The organism is Paenibacillus sp. Marseille-Q7038, from assembly GCF_965111595.1.
Genome location: NZ_CBCOOM010000001.1, coordinates 2,970,910 through 2,987,491 on the forward strand (window position 1 = coordinate 2,970,910; position 16,582 = coordinate 2,987,491).

The 16,582-nt window shown below is 42.9% G+C and carries 18 protein-coding genes; 1 reads left to right on the plus strand and 17 read right to left on the minus strand.

What is annotated here, in order from left to right; translation table 11 throughout:
* Positions 1-98 precede the first annotated feature (98 nt).
* From ACWPWY_RS14055 to cymR, 13 genes are all read right to left on the minus strand, one after another.
* Positions 99-1,427 carry a peptidase U32 family protein gene (locus tag ACWPWY_RS14055; protein WP_454192245.1) on the minus strand — a complete coding sequence of 443 codons (1,329 nt, stop codon included), beginning with the start codon at positions 1,425-1,427 and terminating at the stop codon, positions 99-101.
* 18 nt (positions 1,428-1,445) lie between these two features.
* Positions 1,446-2,375, minus strand: coding sequence for a peptidase U32 family protein (locus ACWPWY_RS14060; protein ID WP_454192246.1), 930 nt, complete (start codon positions 2,373-2,375; stop codon positions 1,446-1,448).
* A gap of 14 nt (positions 2,376-2,389) precedes the next feature.
* Entirely contained in the window at positions 2,390-3,442 is a 1,053-nt protein-coding gene (gene mltG / locus ACWPWY_RS14065; protein ID WP_454192247.1) for an endolytic transglycosylase MltG, read from the minus strand.
* 133 nt (positions 3,443-3,575) lie between these two features.
* The gene (locus tag ACWPWY_RS14070; protein ID WP_454192248.1) at positions 3,576-3,890 is read right to left on the minus strand and encodes a DUF1292 domain-containing protein; all 315 of its coding nucleotides are present in this window, start codon (positions 3,888-3,890) and stop codon (positions 3,576-3,578) included.
* Positions 3,891-4,199 (minus strand): DUF1292 domain-containing protein, encoded by a 309-nt coding sequence (locus tag ACWPWY_RS14075; RefSeq protein ID WP_454192249.1) that lies wholly within the window; start codon positions 4,197-4,199, stop codon positions 3,891-3,893.
* Between the two features lie 13 nt (positions 4,200-4,212).
* Positions 4,213-4,629 carry a Holliday junction resolvase RuvX gene (gene ruvX / locus ACWPWY_RS14080; protein WP_191798717.1) on the minus strand — a complete coding sequence of 139 codons (417 nt, stop codon included), beginning with the start codon at positions 4,627-4,629 and terminating at the stop codon, positions 4,213-4,215.
* 16 nt (positions 4,630-4,645) lie between these two features.
* Positions 4,646-4,906, minus strand: coding sequence for an IreB family regulatory phosphoprotein (locus tag ACWPWY_RS14085; protein WP_160034448.1), 261 nt, complete (start codon positions 4,904-4,906; stop codon positions 4,646-4,648).
* Between the two features lie 143 nt (positions 4,907-5,049).
* Positions 5,050-7,671: an alanine--tRNA ligase gene (gene alaS / locus ACWPWY_RS14090; RefSeq protein WP_454192250.1), complete on the minus strand. Its 2,622-nt coding sequence runs from the start codon at positions 7,669-7,671 to the stop codon at positions 5,050-5,052.
* A gap of 767 nt (positions 7,672-8,438) precedes the next feature.
* Positions 8,439-9,509, minus strand: a complete 1,071-nt coding sequence (locus ACWPWY_RS14095; RefSeq protein WP_454192251.1) for an AI-2E family transporter — start codon at positions 9,507-9,509, stop codon at positions 8,439-8,441.
* A gap of 305 nt (positions 9,510-9,814) precedes the next feature.
* Positions 9,815-10,024, minus strand: coding sequence for a hypothetical protein (locus ACWPWY_RS14100; RefSeq protein WP_454192252.1), 210 nt, complete (start codon positions 10,022-10,024; stop codon positions 9,815-9,817).
* 11 nt (positions 10,025-10,035) lie between these two features.
* Positions 10,036-10,557 carry a PRC-barrel domain-containing protein gene (locus ACWPWY_RS14105; protein ID WP_454192253.1) on the minus strand — a complete coding sequence of 174 codons (522 nt, stop codon included), beginning with the start codon at positions 10,555-10,557 and terminating at the stop codon, positions 10,036-10,038.
* Between the two features lie 154 nt (positions 10,558-10,711).
* The gene (locus ACWPWY_RS14110) at positions 10,712-11,866 is read right to left on the minus strand and encodes a cysteine desulfurase family protein (RefSeq protein ID WP_454192254.1); all 1,155 of its coding nucleotides are present in this window, start codon (positions 11,864-11,866) and stop codon (positions 10,712-10,714) included.
* An 11-nt stretch (positions 11,867-11,877) separates the two neighbouring features.
* Positions 11,878-12,297, minus strand: a complete 420-nt coding sequence (gene cymR / locus ACWPWY_RS14115) for a cysteine metabolism transcriptional regulator CymR (RefSeq protein ID WP_191798711.1) — start codon at positions 12,295-12,297, stop codon at positions 11,878-11,880.
* 278 nt (positions 12,298-12,575) lie between these two features.
* On the opposite strand from cymR, the gene mnmA reads away from it, so the two are divergent.
* Positions 12,576-13,706, plus strand: a complete 1,131-nt coding sequence (gene mnmA / locus ACWPWY_RS14120; RefSeq protein ID WP_454192255.1) for a tRNA 2-thiouridine(34) synthase MnmA — start codon at positions 12,576-12,578, stop codon at positions 13,704-13,706.
* A 98-nt stretch (positions 13,707-13,804) separates the two neighbouring features.
* Here the strand turns inward: mnmA and ACWPWY_RS14125 are convergent, their stop codons facing one another.
* The 4 genes from ACWPWY_RS14125 to ACWPWY_RS14140 form a co-directional block, all read right to left on the minus strand.
* Positions 13,805-14,344, minus strand: coding sequence for a PCYCGC motif-containing (lipo)protein (locus tag ACWPWY_RS14125; protein ID WP_454192256.1), 540 nt, complete (start codon positions 14,342-14,344; stop codon positions 13,805-13,807).
* Positions 14,345-14,370: 26 nt separating this feature from the next.
* Entirely contained in the window at positions 14,371-14,754 is a 384-nt protein-coding gene (gene crcB, locus ACWPWY_RS14130; RefSeq protein ID WP_454192257.1) for a fluoride efflux transporter CrcB, read from the minus strand.
* The gene (gene crcB, locus ACWPWY_RS14135) at positions 14,751-15,155 is read right to left on the minus strand and encodes a fluoride efflux transporter CrcB (RefSeq protein WP_454192258.1); all 405 of its coding nucleotides are present in this window, start codon (positions 15,153-15,155) and stop codon (positions 14,751-14,753) included. Before crcB (ACWPWY_RS14135) ends, crcB (ACWPWY_RS14130) begins: the two co-directional genes overlap by 4 nt.
* 84 nt (positions 15,156-15,239) lie before the next feature.
* Complete coding sequence (locus ACWPWY_RS14140) at positions 15,240-16,559, minus strand: replication-associated recombination protein A (RefSeq protein WP_454192259.1); 1,320 nt, start codon at positions 16,557-16,559, stop codon at positions 15,240-15,242.
* Positions 16,560-16,582 lie beyond the last annotated feature (23 nt).

Below are 16,582 nucleotides of genomic sequence, written 5' to 3' on the forward strand. Positions count from 1 at the left end.
AACCTTTGCTTTTACGGAAAATAATTGAATATTTCTTCCTATTTTTTCATAAAAAAGTCCTCATCTTTTGATAGATGAGGACTTTAGACCTGATTGTATTATTTTTTCTTGCGCATCATGTCAAAATACGCAACGGGCTGATCGACTTTTATTTTCACCATTTGCAGTGGATGACGAGCTGCATCTAGTAAATTTCCAGCTTCATCATAGATTTCTCCCACTTTTTGCTTGAAGAATGTACCATTCGGACCAAAGAACTCAATCTCGTTTCCGGTTTTAAAATAGTTCCGTTGTTGAATCGTGGCCAGTTGTGACTTCTCATCATAATCCATCACAAGTCCTGCAAAGTCATAAGGAACCGCTTTTTCTTCCGGTTCGTAAATATGATCTTCATGATCCGGAGTATCGTAGAAAAATCCAGTATTCAGCGGGCGATTGGCTGCTTTTTGAATTTCTTCGAGCCATTCCGGCTTCAGCACATAATTTTCCGGATCAGCCATGTAGGAGTCAATGGCTTGACGATATACATTTACAACCGTTGCCACATAGTGAATGGATTTCATTCGTCCTTCGATTTTGAAGGAGTCAATCCCTACATCAATGAGATCCGGTATATTTTCGAGCATGCATAGATCCTTAGAACCCATCGAAAACGCTTGATCTCCTTCTTCATATAGCGGAAGCTGATTTACACCAAGCTCAAAGTTCTTCAGTATCTGAGAATCTCTTGTATCTTCTTCCGATACCCATACTTCATTCTCTCTCGCATCCTCAAACAGGTCATATTTCCAGCGGCAGGACTGACAGCATCCTCCGCGATTAGAGTCACGGTCTGTAAAATGGTTAGATAATACGCAGCGTCCGGAAAAAGAGGAACACATTGCACCATGAATAAATGCTTCTATCTCGATATCTACATGTTCTTTGATCTCCGCAATCTCCTCGAGACTTGCTTCCCGCCCAAGAACAACACGCGGCAGACCTTCTTCTTTCCAGAACTGCACTGCTTGCCAGTTGATCGTGGATTGCTGTGTGCTAAGATGTACCTCAAGACCAGGAACGGCACGCTGTGCCACCTCAATAATGGCAGGATCTGCTACGATAATAGCCGAAATTCCTGCTTTATATAGCTCTTTAAGATAGGCTTCAATACCTTCTATATCTTCATTATGTGCATAAATGTTTGTTGCTACAAACACTTTTGCCCCATACTTATTAGCGAATTCAACACCTTCGCGCATTTCTTCAAAACTAAAATTGTCCGCATTGGAACGAAGGCCGTACTTTTGTCCTCCGATATATACAGCATCGGCACCATAGTGGATAGCAAACTTCAGCTTTTCTAAATTTCCTGCCGGAGCGAGCAGCTCAGGCTTGTCAAGCCGATAACGTTTGCCCGTATACTTAGGTTTCGTAATCGTGTCCATCCCTTTTACCACCTCATATTAATAAACTTGTTCTTTATAGAAAAATCCAAATGACAGTTCGCGCTCAGGATCCTGCATTTCCCGTACTTCAGCAAGCCAGGATTCATCAAATTCATAGTTTAACGGGTCAACCGTATAGGCATCTATGGCTTTACGATAAGCTTTCACAACCGCTTCATTGTATGCTGTACTTTTTAGAATCCCTTCAATTTTAAAAGAATGCACGCCTGCGTTCATTAATAGGTGGAGATCTTCCATGATACAAATATCTTCGGAACTCATAATGTGGGTACCGTTCACATCTTCATAGATGGGAAACTTCTCATCCCGGCGCTCTGCCTCAATGAGGAATAATCCTCTGTGCAGTCCCAAATCACCCTCTACAGGACGTCCTTGTTGCTGCATGTAACTCGCAACCAGCTGACGTTTGGAATGATATATGTTCGTCATCCCATGAATCTGTACTTGCGCTTCAACTTCGAGCATAGGTACCATTTCTGTAATCTCATCCATGTTCAGTTCTCTTGCAAGTACGACTCGGGATGCGCCTTTACGTCCCCAATAATTCGATGTACTGTAGTTGGTAGAAGTCATTTCCGCATTCCAGTGAAGCTTGATTTCAGGAGCAATCTCACGCACAGCCCGCAAAACCGATGGATCGTTGAACTCAACACCATCAACTCCCGCTTCTTTAAGCCCGCGTACATAGTCCGGTATTTCTGGCAAAAGCTCATTTGTCATAATGTTATTCATCGAAACGTATACCTTGGCATGATGATTCTTAGCAAGCTTAACTGCTTCCTTCGTGTCTTCCAAAGTAAAACTGCCGGGTAATCGCATCCCAAAACGATCGTTCCCGATAAGTATTGCATCCGCTCCCGCTGTAAGCAGCACTTCTGCTTCCTGTAAATCACTTGCCGTCACTAGCAACTCATAAGGCCGAGTCAAAAGTCATCCCTCCGTTATTCCGCACTTTCTTTACTTTTTTCTATATTTTTCAAATGTTCTTCATAGGTCTTGGCAAAAAGATGTCCCGAACTTCCGTCTTTCTTCGTAACATAAAATAAATAATCGGATGTTTCTGGAGATAAGGCAGCCTCAATGGAGCTAAGACTAGGGGCTGCAATCGGCCCTGGAGGCAATCCCGCGTTTCGGTACGTATTATATGGACTTTCCACTTCTAGATCTTTATAAAGCAAACGTTCTTTCTGCTTATCCAGTAAATATTGAACGGTCGCATCGATTTGAAGTCTCATATTATTCTCTAACCGGTTATAAATCACACTTGCTACCAAAGGTCTTTCCTCAGGAACAACCACTTCTCTCTCGATCAGTGAAGCTACAGTGAGGAGCTCATGCACCGTGAGACCACTTGCTTTTAGTTTGGCCTCAAAATCCGGAATCGAATCCAGTTTTTCCTGCATTTCGGTCAGCATACGTAAAATAATATCTTCTGCTGTACTTCCTTTTGCAAGTTCGTAGGTTTCGGGGAATAAATAGCCTTCCAGCTTAAATAGATAGTCTGTGTTGTCTGGAATTTCAGCTATGATCGGAATATCACTGAATAACTCCGGTTGGTTTACAATATCCATGAAAAGTTCATTCACTGTCGCACCTTCAGTGTCCAGCTTCTCTGCCATTTGTTTTAGTGTATATCCCTCAGGAATAGTAAACTTCAATGTTTCTGCTTGCTGTACATCTCCATTATTTAAAGCAGTAACAATTTCTTTGTAACTTTGACCAGGAACAAATGCATACGTACCTGCTTTAAAATGGGAGCCTTCATTATTCAGTTTCAAATATACTTTAAAGAATAAACTGTTTCGAATGATTCCATTTTCCTCTAGATTATCAGCAATCTGAGATGTGCCTGTCCCTTTATCAATCGTGAAAATAACGGGTTCTGTTGATGTTGCAACCGGTTTTGTCGATTGCCATACATATAATGCACTGCCGGCAAGAATCACCATAATGACTATAAGGAAAATGAATCGCCTGAAGTATTTTGCTTTCAAAAAATCACAACCCCTTCACAGCCAAAAAGAGCGGACTTGCTCCGCCCTCTCATCAACCGTATTTTAAGTAAGTATACCAAGAATTCTATAATAACATACAAAGCAGGCACCTCGGTAGAGGTGCCTCCTCGTATTAACCTTGGTCATCAGGTAATGACCATTCATCATAGAGTTCCGCAATATTTTCCCATTCTTCATCATCTTCAATGGTATGAAGCTCTGGAAGACCTTCTGCTGTAATTTCTACACGCAAAAGTTCATATTCCTCATTCTTACTTGTTAAGGATTGCAGTACAGCATAACCCTGTCCTTGCACTTCGAACTCAGCGAGCAGTTTATAAGGAACGGATTTACCATTCGCTTCTTCGAGCTCAACCTCTGTTCCAAATGCTTCTTGCAAGCGAGTCGTAATTATCAGATCCGCTCTTGTAAAAGGAAAATCTGTCATCTATACATTCTCCTCGTCGTCTTCTGAATCTACGAGAGTATTAAAAGTTTCTTCCACAATCGCCCATTCTGCTTCATCTTGAATCATAAACAGCTTGATGTCGTCCCCTTCTTCTTCATAACGGAAGGCATAAACCTCAGACTCTTCTTCGTCCTCGTTCACATCGACAGGTACAACCATCATATACTTAGCGTCTGATCCATCTACATCGAAGGTCATGAGCACCTCAAATTCTTCGTCGTTACCTTCTTCATCCGTGATATATATGATCTCGCGATCCTCTTCCATACCCATATGAATATCAGTCATAGTAAACTCCCCCTCACCTTGTACTTTTGGCATCTAAATAATTTTGTAATATTAGGCTTGCGGCCATTTTGTCCACAACCTTTTTACGCTTCTTTCGGCTTACGTCGGCATCAACCAGCGTTCGTTCCGCCGAAACGGTGCTGAGCCTTTCATCCCATAGGTGTACGGGCAAGTCCAATGTTTCCCGTAGCGTTTCTGCAAATTCGATGCAGATCTCACCACGAGGACCCACGGTGCCGTTCATGTTTTTGGGTAACCCGACGACGATTTCACTAACCTCATTCATTTTGACAAGTTCAGTGATTCGTACGATCTCGTCCCCTGCGCGGCGCCGTTCAATAACTTCTAAACCCTGAGCAGTCCAGCCAAAGGCGTCACTAAGAGCAACGCCAATTCTGCGGTCGCCATAATCTAAGCCTAAGATCTTCATTCATTTCTCCTTATTCTTATCGGTGATTGGCCAGATAAGAACGTACTAATTCTTCAATCAGTTCGTCGCGTTCTTTTTTGCGGACCAGACTTCTTGCATTGTTGTGGCGCGGGATATAAGCAGGATCCCCGGAAATAAGATAACCCACCATTTGATTAATGGGGTTGTAATCTTTTTCTTGAAGGGAGTCATACACTTTAAGAAGAATCTCTTGTGCAGAAGCTTCTTCCACATCGCCTTTCACATTAAATTTAACTGTCTTATCCATGGAGTCCATAACGACACCTCGCTTCTGCATAAATCAAAATTATTCATTTTGGATATGCCGAATTGATTTCTTCTTTATAATAACATATTCTGTCCTCTGTAAATATAGCAGGAAAGTGAGAATATTTTGTTTTTTGCAAACGTTATAAAACCTTACCCTGCAATGATTTGTTCAGCAAGACGAAGTGCTTCATCAAGTTTAGCCGCATCTTTACCGCCAGCTTGAGCCATATCAGGGCGTCCACCGCCTCCGCCTCCGCATACTGCAGCGACTTCCTTCACAATTTTACCGGCATGCAGGCCTTTTTTCACCTGATCTTGTGGGACAATGACAACGAAGTTAACTTTTTCCTCTGCTGCAGCACCTAGAACAATTACCGTATCAGGCAATTTCACTTTAAGCTCATCAGCCAGTGTACGAAGAGTATCCATTCCCGCTGCTTCAACCCGAGCTGTAAGTACTTTGGTGTCTCCATGCTGAACTACTTTATCTGTAAGTTGTCCTGCTTCAATGGAGCTGAGTTTTCCTTGTAGAGATTCATTCTCACGAGTTAACTCCTTAACTTGAGCATGCATTGCATCAATACGTTTAGGTACATCATTTAGATTCGACTTGAGCGAAGCAGCTGCTTGTTTCAGAAGATCTAACTGACTTTCCATGTATTCATATGCACCGCGTCCTGTCAAAGCCTCGATCCGTCTAACGCCAGATCCAATTCCGCTTTCACTCACAAGTTTAAACAAACCGATCTCCGACGTATTATTTACATGACAACCTCCGCACAGTTCAAGGCTGTAATCACCCACCTGTACAACGCGAACAATATCACCGTACTTCTCGCCGAATAGAGCCATAGCACCCATTGCTTTTGCTTCGTCAATGGATTTGTATTCGATAACAACCGGAATTTGTCTCCAGATTTGTTCGTTTACTTTGCGTTCAATAACAGCCAGTTCTTCCGGTGTAATTCCGCCAAAGTGGGAGAAGTCAAACCGCAAGCGTCCTGGTTCTACAAGAGAGCCTGCCTGATTAACATGATCTCCTAACACTTCTTTTAGTGCCTTATGCAGCAAATGTGTTGCTGTATGATTTTTTACAATGGATTCACGACTCGTTTTATCTACTTCAGCTTTGATAGAATCTCCTACACGAAGTTCCCCAGAATCAATGGTTCCCATATGAACATGTTGACCTAGAGGCGCTTTAAAGAGACCTTTTACTTTAGCAAATACACTTTCACCGCGCAAAATACCTTCGTCACTTACTTGACCGCCGCTTTCAGCATAGAAAGGAGTACGGTCTAGCACGATCTGGCAAGTATCGCCTTCGCTTACGGAATCCACCATTTGTTCGTCACGAAGAATGGCTACGACTTTTGCTTCGGTCACGAGGTCATTATATCCAACAAATTCACTTTTAACCGTAAGCTCCGAGATCGCTCCGCCCTGAATTTTCATGCTCGCATTATCTTGGCGTGCGGATCGTGCACGATTACGTTGTTCTTCCATTGCTTTATCGAAACCTTCACGGTCCACCGTAAGTCCATGTTCAGCTGCATAATCTTCCGTAAGATCAAACGGGAAACCATAAGTATCATACAATTTGAAAGCATCACTGCCGCTGATCATATGCTCTCCATTCGCTTTTGCTTGTTCGCTGATGTCAGCAAGAATAGCAAGACCATCGCTTAGAGTTTCATGGAAGCGTTCTTCTTCTGTTTTAATTACTTTCGCGATGAATTCGCGTTTTTCTACAACCTCTGGGTAGTAGACGCCCATTACATCAGCAACCTGCTGTGTCAGCTGATACATGAATGGACGATCGAGTCCAAGTACTTTTCCGTAACGTACTGCACGGCGCAGCAATCGGCGGATGACATATCCACGGCCTTCATTAGAAGGAAGTACCCCATCACCAACAGCAAAAGCAACGGTACGAACATGGTCAGCGATGACTTTCAGAGCGACATCAATCTCTACACTGTCGTTATATTTCACACCAGCTAATTCTGCTGTACGCTGAATCGTAGGCTGGAATAGATCCGTATCAAAGTTAGAGTCTACATTCTGCAAAATGGATGCAAAGCGCTCTAGTCCAGCACCTGTATCAATGTTTTTATTTGGAAGCGGCGTATAGCTGCCATCTTTGTTATGGTTAAACTGGGAGAATACCAGATTCCATACTTCCAAGTAACGTTCGTTTTCTCCGCCAGGATACAGTTCTGGATCTTCTGGATCATTGCCATACGCTTCACCGCGGTCATAGAAAATTTCTGTACAAGGACCACAAGGACCTTCACCGATATCCCAGAAATTCTCTTCTAATTTGATGATGCGTTCTGCAGGCAGACCAATTTTTTCATTCCACAGTTTGAAAGCTTCTTCATCTTCTGGATATACAGTAACGGACAAACGCTCTGGATCAAATCCGATCCATTTTTTATCAGTCAAGAACTCCCAAGCCCACGTTACCGCTTCTTCTTTGAAATAGTCGCCAATAGAGAAGTTCCCCAGCATCTCAAAGAAAGTATGGTGTCTGCGTGTTTTCCCTACATTTTCGATATCGTTGGTACGAATACATTTCTGAGAGTTAGCAATACGCGGATTCTCCGGTTTTACACGGCCGTCAAAGTAAGGCTTAAGCGGCGCCATACCTGCATTGATCCATAATAGAGAGGGATCGTTATGAGGTACAAGCGATGCACTCGGTTCAATTTTATGATTTTTGGTTTTGAAAAACTCGATCCATTTAGAACGGATTTCACTTGCCTTCATGGTCATAACCTCCGGTTTAAATTGTATATTGGATTAGCTCCGGTATGAATGTTCAAACTTTCGCTGCTCCATAAACGATTTGTCTCTCGGTCGTCGTTGTTTTGAACACCGGGCTGGAGAATAATTCTCCCACCCCTGAATTACAAACCAAATACGAGCGCTTCGCTCCTCCAAGCCAATTCGTTTATTACGCAAGATCCATGCCTATATCTCCCGGGCTAAAAAATATAAAGATTGAAAAGGTTACTCCCTACACTAAAAACAGGAGTAACAAACAAATAAAAGCGAGCGGAACTTCTCACGTAAAAACAAAAAAACGCCCCTGAAATAAATCAGGGACGAGAAGTTCGCGGTACCACCCTGGTTATCGCCATTGATCTATCGCAAGGGAGCTATGCATAAGCATGTCCTAAGCAAAAGAGTAAATCCGGCGATCGCCTTGTAGAACCCGATAACGGAGGTCATCCGGCGGCTTTTAACCGCACTCCGAAATTAGCTTTCCGCCGCTTCATTTCAGGACTCTTCCAGCCTGCTATCCAAGAGTACTCATGTACCTTAGGTAATAGGAGTCCATTCTCTGTAGAAACACCCTGACGTACTTGATTTCATCACTGTATTTTACGATATACATATATATCCGATTATATCTTTAGTGCAGAATGGTGTCAATGCAAGCAGGCGAAGCCCCATAAGCTTCTTTACTGATCCCATCAAGGAACTTAAGGAGGCATATCGGAGAAAATAAGCTCTCTTTTTCGTTGTCCTTGCTACTCAATGGTTTTCCGCTTGATATAGTACAAAAAGAAATGCTGGCATACCACCTTTAACACCGCAAAGACCGGAACAGCCAGAATCAACCCCACAATTCCTGCAAGTTCTCCCCCTACAAGTAAGGCAAAAATAATGCTCAGCGGATGCAGGTGAAGCGTTCTCCCCACTACCTGAGGAGAGATCACATTACTTTCGAGAATTTGGCATAGTGTATTAACAACAATGACGAAGATCAACATTTTTACGGATATCGTTGAAGCCATCACCACGGCAGGTGCTGCCCCAAGAAACGGCCCCAAATAAGGGACGATGTTAAACACACTTACCAGACTTGCTAGAATGAGTGCATAAGGCATTCCGATCACCATATACCCAATATAGGCAAACACACCCACAATAATACACACCAGGAATTGTCCTCTTATATAATTGCCGAGGGCAGTATCAATCTCCTTAAGAAGCATGACAATTGATTTCCGCTGGGTCCGGGGTAAATAAGAAACAACGGCTTTTTCCATCACATCAAAATCTTTAAGCATATAAAAGATTAAGAAAGGTACGATGAAAATATTGAAAATGGTGCTGATGGTAGCCCCGATATTATCCATAAAGACAGAGATGCCGGAAGCGAGCTTATTCTCCATCTGATACATCCAGCCATTGATCCCTACACGAACGCCTGGTGGGATGAGATTACTGTTCATATTATTCAGCAAGCTTTGAGCATGCATATTCAGCTCAGGCAAATGTTCATTCAGTTGTTCCAATTGCTCTATAAACATCGGTATGACATTCATCAAAATGACAGCCAAAGATGTCAGAAATACAGCATAGATGAGCAGCACAGCGATAGTTCGCGGAACTTTACGTCCCCCAAGCATAGATACAATCGGATTAAGAACATATGAAATAATTAATGCTACTAGAAAAGGGGCAAATATAGCTTTCAAAAAACCGTAAATCCCCAGTAGCATGGGACGCAGCAGCCACACAAAATACAGAATGACGAGGGCCAGCAGCACGAGCAGTCCGTAACGGAACAGCTTATTTTTCGTTAGATGCTCCACATCAAGATTCCTCCTCGGACAGGCTTATCCTTGTAAGTATATGTAGTGAGTGGATAAATTAATCCTGAAGATCGAGGTGAAATCTCCTTACATCCTTTATAAAAATATAAAAACACTTGTACAGCTCGAAAAAGTTATCTCAAGCTGCGCAAGTGTTTTTATATTAAAAAGCATTGTATTATATTCGTGTCTTCATCTCCTATGTACCTTGCCGGCCTCTAATCAGAACTGCTAAACACCACAATCATGTCATAGTTACGACAAAAGTGTGCCAGACCGTTTATAGAGGAAGTTATTAACAAAGGTTAAGGAGCTATATGCAATCCTGGATACTCCTGAACGATCTCTTCTCCAAAGAAAAGATCGTCAAGTGAACTCAGTGTACCGTCTTCTTCGACTTGATACACCGACATTTTTTCTCCATTTACATTTAGTTCTATAAAGCATCCCCAACAATAGAATTGATGAGAACCAATCTTACCTATATCTTTTGAATTACAATTTGGACATTTCATTACATTTCCACCTATCCGTTAACAGAATGAATAGCATCTACTAAATGCTGCTCGCTTGCCGTAGGAACTACGACTGTATGTTCACCTATCTTCATTTCATCCGTGCGAGGCAACCATTTTCGGCCTTCCATCAGATCCATTACAAACCCATCACTGATTTCGAGCCCTAGTATATCTTTTCCCATTTTTTGGTCAAAATAAACATCTGTGATACGTCCGAGTTGCAGACCTTCCTGCGTCATCACCGTCATATCCCTGAGTTTATGATTTCCTTTTAAATAATTATATTTTATGTTGTCAGCATCCGTTTTACGGACAGCCTGTTTGTTTCGAATCATCACAGCATCATTGCCATAAGCAAGGATGTCTTCCCAAGACACCGTTTTGACTTGTTTAGAAAAAAAGCCTCTTCCATCCAGTTCAATTCCGGTGAGTTGCCAATCTGTTGTTAGAGTAAAATCGCATATTTTGCCGATCTTCTTACCTTCTTCGATATCAAATACGGCAAGTCCAATCATTTCTTGAAGTTTCATGACAGGATTATCCCTTCCATCACCTAAAGTCAATTATGAAACAGTGTGTTCACCTTAGTATGCACAAGAAAACATATTAAGATTAACAACCCTTTCATTGTGGCTGGTGACAACAGACGCATAATCCCTCCTCTGTCCCTATACAAGGAAACCCTTACGCTCTTTTACGCAAACGTTTCAGAATGGTTCCAACTTTTTTTGCTGTATATTCCAAATCATTTTTACTATTACCCAAACCAAAGCTAAATCGAATCGCTGAATCCATAACTTCTTTTGGTAAATTCATAGCTTCAAGGACATGAGAACGTTCAAGAGAACCCGAAGTACATGCCGAGCCGCTTGCCGCAGCAATTCCTTCCACATCTAAATTCATCAGCATCGTTTCTGTTTTCACTTCTGGGAAACTGATATTCACAATGTGTGGTACCGTTTGCTGTGGGTGTCCGTTTACAACGACCGCATTTTCACCAGCTTCTTTTTGAAGCTCTTCAATAAAAAATTGACGCAGAGCCGCATCCTGAAGCATCCGTTCCTCCATCGTCTTCTCTAGGATTTCCAGTGCTTTAGCGAAACCGGCGATCCCTGCCAAATTTTCTGTACCCGCACGGCGCTTACGTTCCTGCAGCCCGCCATGGGCCATTGGTTCAAGCTTCATTCCTTTGCGGACATACAGCAGTCCAATTCCTTGAGGTCCGTTGATTTTGTGAGCAGAAAAACTCATTAAATCTACAGGAAGCTGATGCAATTGTATGGGAATAGAACCTAGTGCTTGAACAGCGTCGACATGAAAAGGAATGTCGTGAGCTTTTGCAATCTTGCCAATCTCCTCAATGTTTTGGACCGTACCTACTTCATTATTGACATACATGATGCTTATTAAAACCGTATCTGGTCTGATTGCTGCCTCTACGTCAGCAGTATCGACCATTCCATAGGAGTCAACAGGGAGATAAGTAACTTCGTATCCTTGCTTCTCAAGTGATGCACAGGCGTGAAGCACTGCATGGTGCTCGATTTGTGTTGTGATAATATGCTTTCCTTTATGCTGCGCAGCAGCTACTGTACCAAAAATGGCTAAATTATCACTTTCTGTCCCACCGGAAGTAAACACGAGTTCGTCCGGAGAAGAGCCCAAATAAGCCGCCATCTTATCCCTAGCTTCACTTACGGAACGCTTCGCGACACGCCCGAAAGCGTGCACGCTTGATGCGTTACCGAACTGGCCAGTCATTACCTCAAACATTGCAGTGGCAACTTCTGGATGCACAGGAGTAGATGCAGCATGATCCAAGTAGATATTCACTTTCATTTCACCCCGCATTAAATATAGAACATATAGTTATCCGCGTCGGATTTCTCTTTATAAGATATTAGGTCTTGTAACGTAGTCGAATCGAGCACATCTGCAATGCTGTTGCGGATGCGGATCCATAAATCACGTTTAGCCGGATCATCTTCTTCCGTGAAATCAACAGGTGAGATCGGTCCTTCTAGTACGCGTATTACATCTCCTGCTGTAATCGTATAGGGTTCACGAGCTAAAATATATCCGCCATATGCACCGCGAATACTTTTTACGAGTCCCGCATTACGAAGAGGAGCTATGAGTTGTTCTAGATAATGTTCTGAAAGTTGATTTTTCTCTGCAATACTCTTCAGTGAAGTCGGCCCTTCGCCAAAACGACCAGAGAGTTCCATCATAATTGTTAATCCATAACGGCCTTTGGTTGATATTTTCAAAGTAGGTACACCTCATTAATTTATAGTCATTTGTTTGTTATATCAGTAAAAGTTTCTTTGTCTTTTTCTATATTTCACCAATTCACTCTATTCCGATCATAACCCTTTGATAATGGTAACATAAGTACGGTGAATATGGAAAATAAACCTTGACGATAATAGTAAAATTGTCCGTCCTGTAAGGACATAAACACAGCTTTTCCATTCTATCGTAAGTTAACCACGAATGTGTTACAATAAAACGCGTAAAAACATTCTAATTAAAGATGGTGATGACGATGTCTAACGACAACAAAAACACCCGCGTCATCGTCGGCATGTCTGGAGGCGTTGATTCCTCCGTCACAGCACTGCTACTCAAAGAGCAGGGTTACGACGTCATCGGTATTTTCATGAAAAACTGGGACGACACCGATGAATTCGGACACTGCACGGCAGAAGATGATGCGGAAGATGTCCGCCGCGTCTGTGAACAACTGGATATCCCTTATTATACAGTTAACTTCGAGAAGGAATATTTTGATAAAGTATTTTCCTATTTCCTCGATGAATATAAGTCCGGACGGACACCGAACCCTGATGTCATGTGTAACCGCGAGATCAAGTTCGGAGAGTTTCTTAACAAAGCGCTTGATCTTGGTGCAGATTATGTGGCAACAGGTCATTATGCAAGGCTCATACAAGAAGATGGAAAATACACACTTCTTCGCGGCGTAGACAATAACAAGGACCAAACTTACTTCCTGAATGCCCTCAGTCAGGAACAGCTTTCAAAAGCGATGTTCCCTATCGGGCACCTTCCTAAACCGGAAGTTCGCCGCTTAGCGGAGCAAGCAGGTTTATACACTGCCAAGAAAAAAGACAGTACAGGCGTATGTTTTATTGGTGAACGTAATTTCAAAGAATTCCTTTCGGGTTATTTGCCAGCGAAATCAGGAGATATGATTGATATCGAGAGTGGTGAAGTAAAAGGCCGTCACGACGGACTCATGTACTACACCCTCGGGCAACGTCAAGGTCTTGGTATCGGCGGTTCAGGTAACGGACAACCTTGGTTTGTAGCTGACAAAGATCTTACGAAGAACATTCTTTACGTCGTTCAAGGAGATCAGCATCCTAGTCTGTATTCAACAGGACTCATCGCGACAGATGTAAACTGGATTGCTGGCAGCGATCAAACGCCGAAGGAACCATTCCATTGCACTGCCAAGTTCAGATATCGTCAGCCGGATCAAGGCGTTACTCTGACATGGCGTGAAGACGGTACTGTTCACGTTGCTTTTGATCAACAGCAAAAAGCAATCACCCCGGGACAAGCTGTCGTTTTCTATGATGGTGACGTTTGTCTTGGAGGCGGAACGATTGATCAAGTTGAAAAAGTACCGTACGAGTCTAACGTTCTGGCATAAAACAGAATTCTAAAATAAAAGCCATCCCTCATGTATTACCATGAAGGATGGCTTTTTTCCTGCCTAAATAAAGAATCATTTTTTATTTATGATAAATATCATACTTCCGGGAGCGGAGTTGGCGTTGGTTTCGCATACCCTTCCTTATAAGTTGCCTCCATTGCCTCACGAATTTCAAGGAGTGAACTTCCTTCATGCCCCATTTTTGCGGAAGAAACAGCGATATCAAGACAAACATTACATCTTGTACCATGGTCGTCCCATATAACGGCTCCATCCTCTTCTATCTCTTTAATGAAACAGTTCAAGTTACTTTTATGCCCCGCACTATCGCCACAGCCGCAATAACAAGGGATAAATTCCAGTACATCTGCATACTGAGCAGACAGTAGATAAATGTTACGCATTTCCTCTGATTGTCCATCAAGAAAAGCAGGAAGATCTTTTTGCGATCCTGTCCTCTCCTGAATATCTCCGTTTGCTGACACATGATGAGGCTGACCGCTATGTTCCTGATTTGAATCTACATGAGTATGATGATTCGTTGAGACTGTTTTTGTCTCTGCTCCCTCATCTCCACACCCCGATAATAGAACGGATAATACCATTACACCTGTCAACCATGCCTTTTGCTTCATTTGTTCCTCCTTGGAAGATCTTATCCCTAATGAATGAAGATGCCGACAACCCAAATTCCGATCCAAGCAGCCATAAGTCCTAACGTAACGGAACTGACCACATACAAGCAAGCTTTGCGTAACTTATTTGCAGTGATCAGCTGCATCGTTTCATATCCAAAAGTAGAGAACGTGGTATACGCTCCACAAAATCCGACGCCAAGTAAGGCCCACCATAAGGAGGATAGTAGCTCTGCTATCGATAGGGCGAACAATACACCAAGCAGGAACGAACCGCTGATATTAATAACCCACGTTCCCAAAGGAAATGGATGCGGTAATTCACCGCCTGCCCTTTTCATGATGTAACGTCCTAGCGTGTATCTCATAATAGCTCCGGCAAACCCGCCCAACCCTGCTAACCAAATCATAAACTATTCTCCTTGGATAAGCGGCTTGAAATCATTCGTTCGCCTGTTTTTATACCGATGAAACTCATGAGCAGACCAATAACAACACTGAGCAAAATATAGCTTACTGCCAGTCCTATTTGACGATCTTGGAGCAGCTGAATACTATCTACCGAGAAAGTAGAAAAGGTGGTAAAGGCACCTGTAAACCCTGTACCGATCAGTAATCTCCATTCTGCTGAAATTCGCCATTTCGCAGGGGTTATGGTAAAAAACCACCCTAGAAAGAAACACCCTGCTAAATTGATCAATAGCACCGCTAGTGGAAAGTTAGCAGATGCAGGTTCCAGCCACAACTGGACTCCATATCTAAAAACCGTGCCTAGAAACCCTCCTGCCCCTACATATATCAGCTCTCTCATAACTCCGAACTTCTCCTCTGTAAACATGGCTAGGGATAGAGTCAAAACAAATTCCCTACGCCCATCCAGTTCATAATTCTATGGTCAACGTCCTTGATTGCGTATACGTCTACGGTCTTGGTTAACTTTTATCTTTGCTTCATTGCCTTGTTCCGTAGCTTCATAGAAAACGTAGTTGCTGATTTCGTTAGGCAAATATTGCTGCTCCACATAATGACCTGGAAAATTATGCGGATATTGATATCCGACATGACCAAGCTTGATTGAACCTTTGTAATGACCATCTCTGAGGTGTAAAGGAACATCGGCCGACTTCAGGTCCTCAATCGCATTCATCGCACTTGATATGGCCGTATATACCCGGTTCGATTTTGGACTTTCCACAGCAAACAATATAGCCTGCGCAATATTCAGTTTCGCTTCGGGCCAGCCGTTATTTCGATAGGCATCCAGCGCAGCCACTGCCTGTACCATTGCATTTGGACTTGCAAGTCCAATATCTTCACTGCTTGCCGCAATCAGTCTGCGGATAAACACCATGGGATCCATGCCCAGTTTTTCAACTGCATATAAAAACCAGAATAAAGCGGCATCACTTGATCCGCGGATACTTTTATGAAAGGCAGATAAAACGTCATACTGGGTTGATTCATCTGCTTTTACAATCGGCCGGCGTATCGATTCTTCTGCTACTGCTAGCGTAATATGCACCGTTCCGTCCTGCTCGGGAGGCGTAGTGAGCGCCGCAAGTTCAAGAGCATTTAGTGCTCTACGAATATCCCCATTCGCCATCGTGGCAATATGAAGAAGAGCTTCATCATCAGCTGCAAGATCCATGAATCCAAGCCCTTTTTCGGGATCCTTTAGCGCTCTTTTCATCGCTTCCAAAGAATGTTCCTTCGTTAAAGATTCAAGCTGGAACAAAGTCGAGCGGCTGAGGAGGGCTCCATTCACATAGTGAAAAGGATTTTCCGTTGTTGCCCCGATAAAAATAATCGTTCCTTTCTCAACTGCAGGTAGGAGTGCATCCTGCCTTGAGCTGTTAAAACGGTGGACTTCATCCAAAAACAAGATGGTCTTCGTTCCATACATTGCTTTATTATTCTGGGCTTGTTCTATCACTTCGCGAACATCTTTAACCGTTGCATCAACCGCATTAAGACGAACGAAATGTCCCTTTGTATGATGAGAAATAATATGTGCAAGTGTTGTTTTTCCGCAGCCAGGCGGTCCATACAGAAGAATGGAAGATACCTGGTCTGCTTCAATCGCTCGTCTAAGCAGTTTCCCGGGACCAACGATATGTTCCTGACCAATATATTCATCTAAGTTCTGTGGCCGCATCCGGTCAGCAAGAAGCCTTGCTTTCGGCTCTGAGTCCTGACTAAACGAGAATAAATCCATGATGCATTCACTTCCTTTACTTA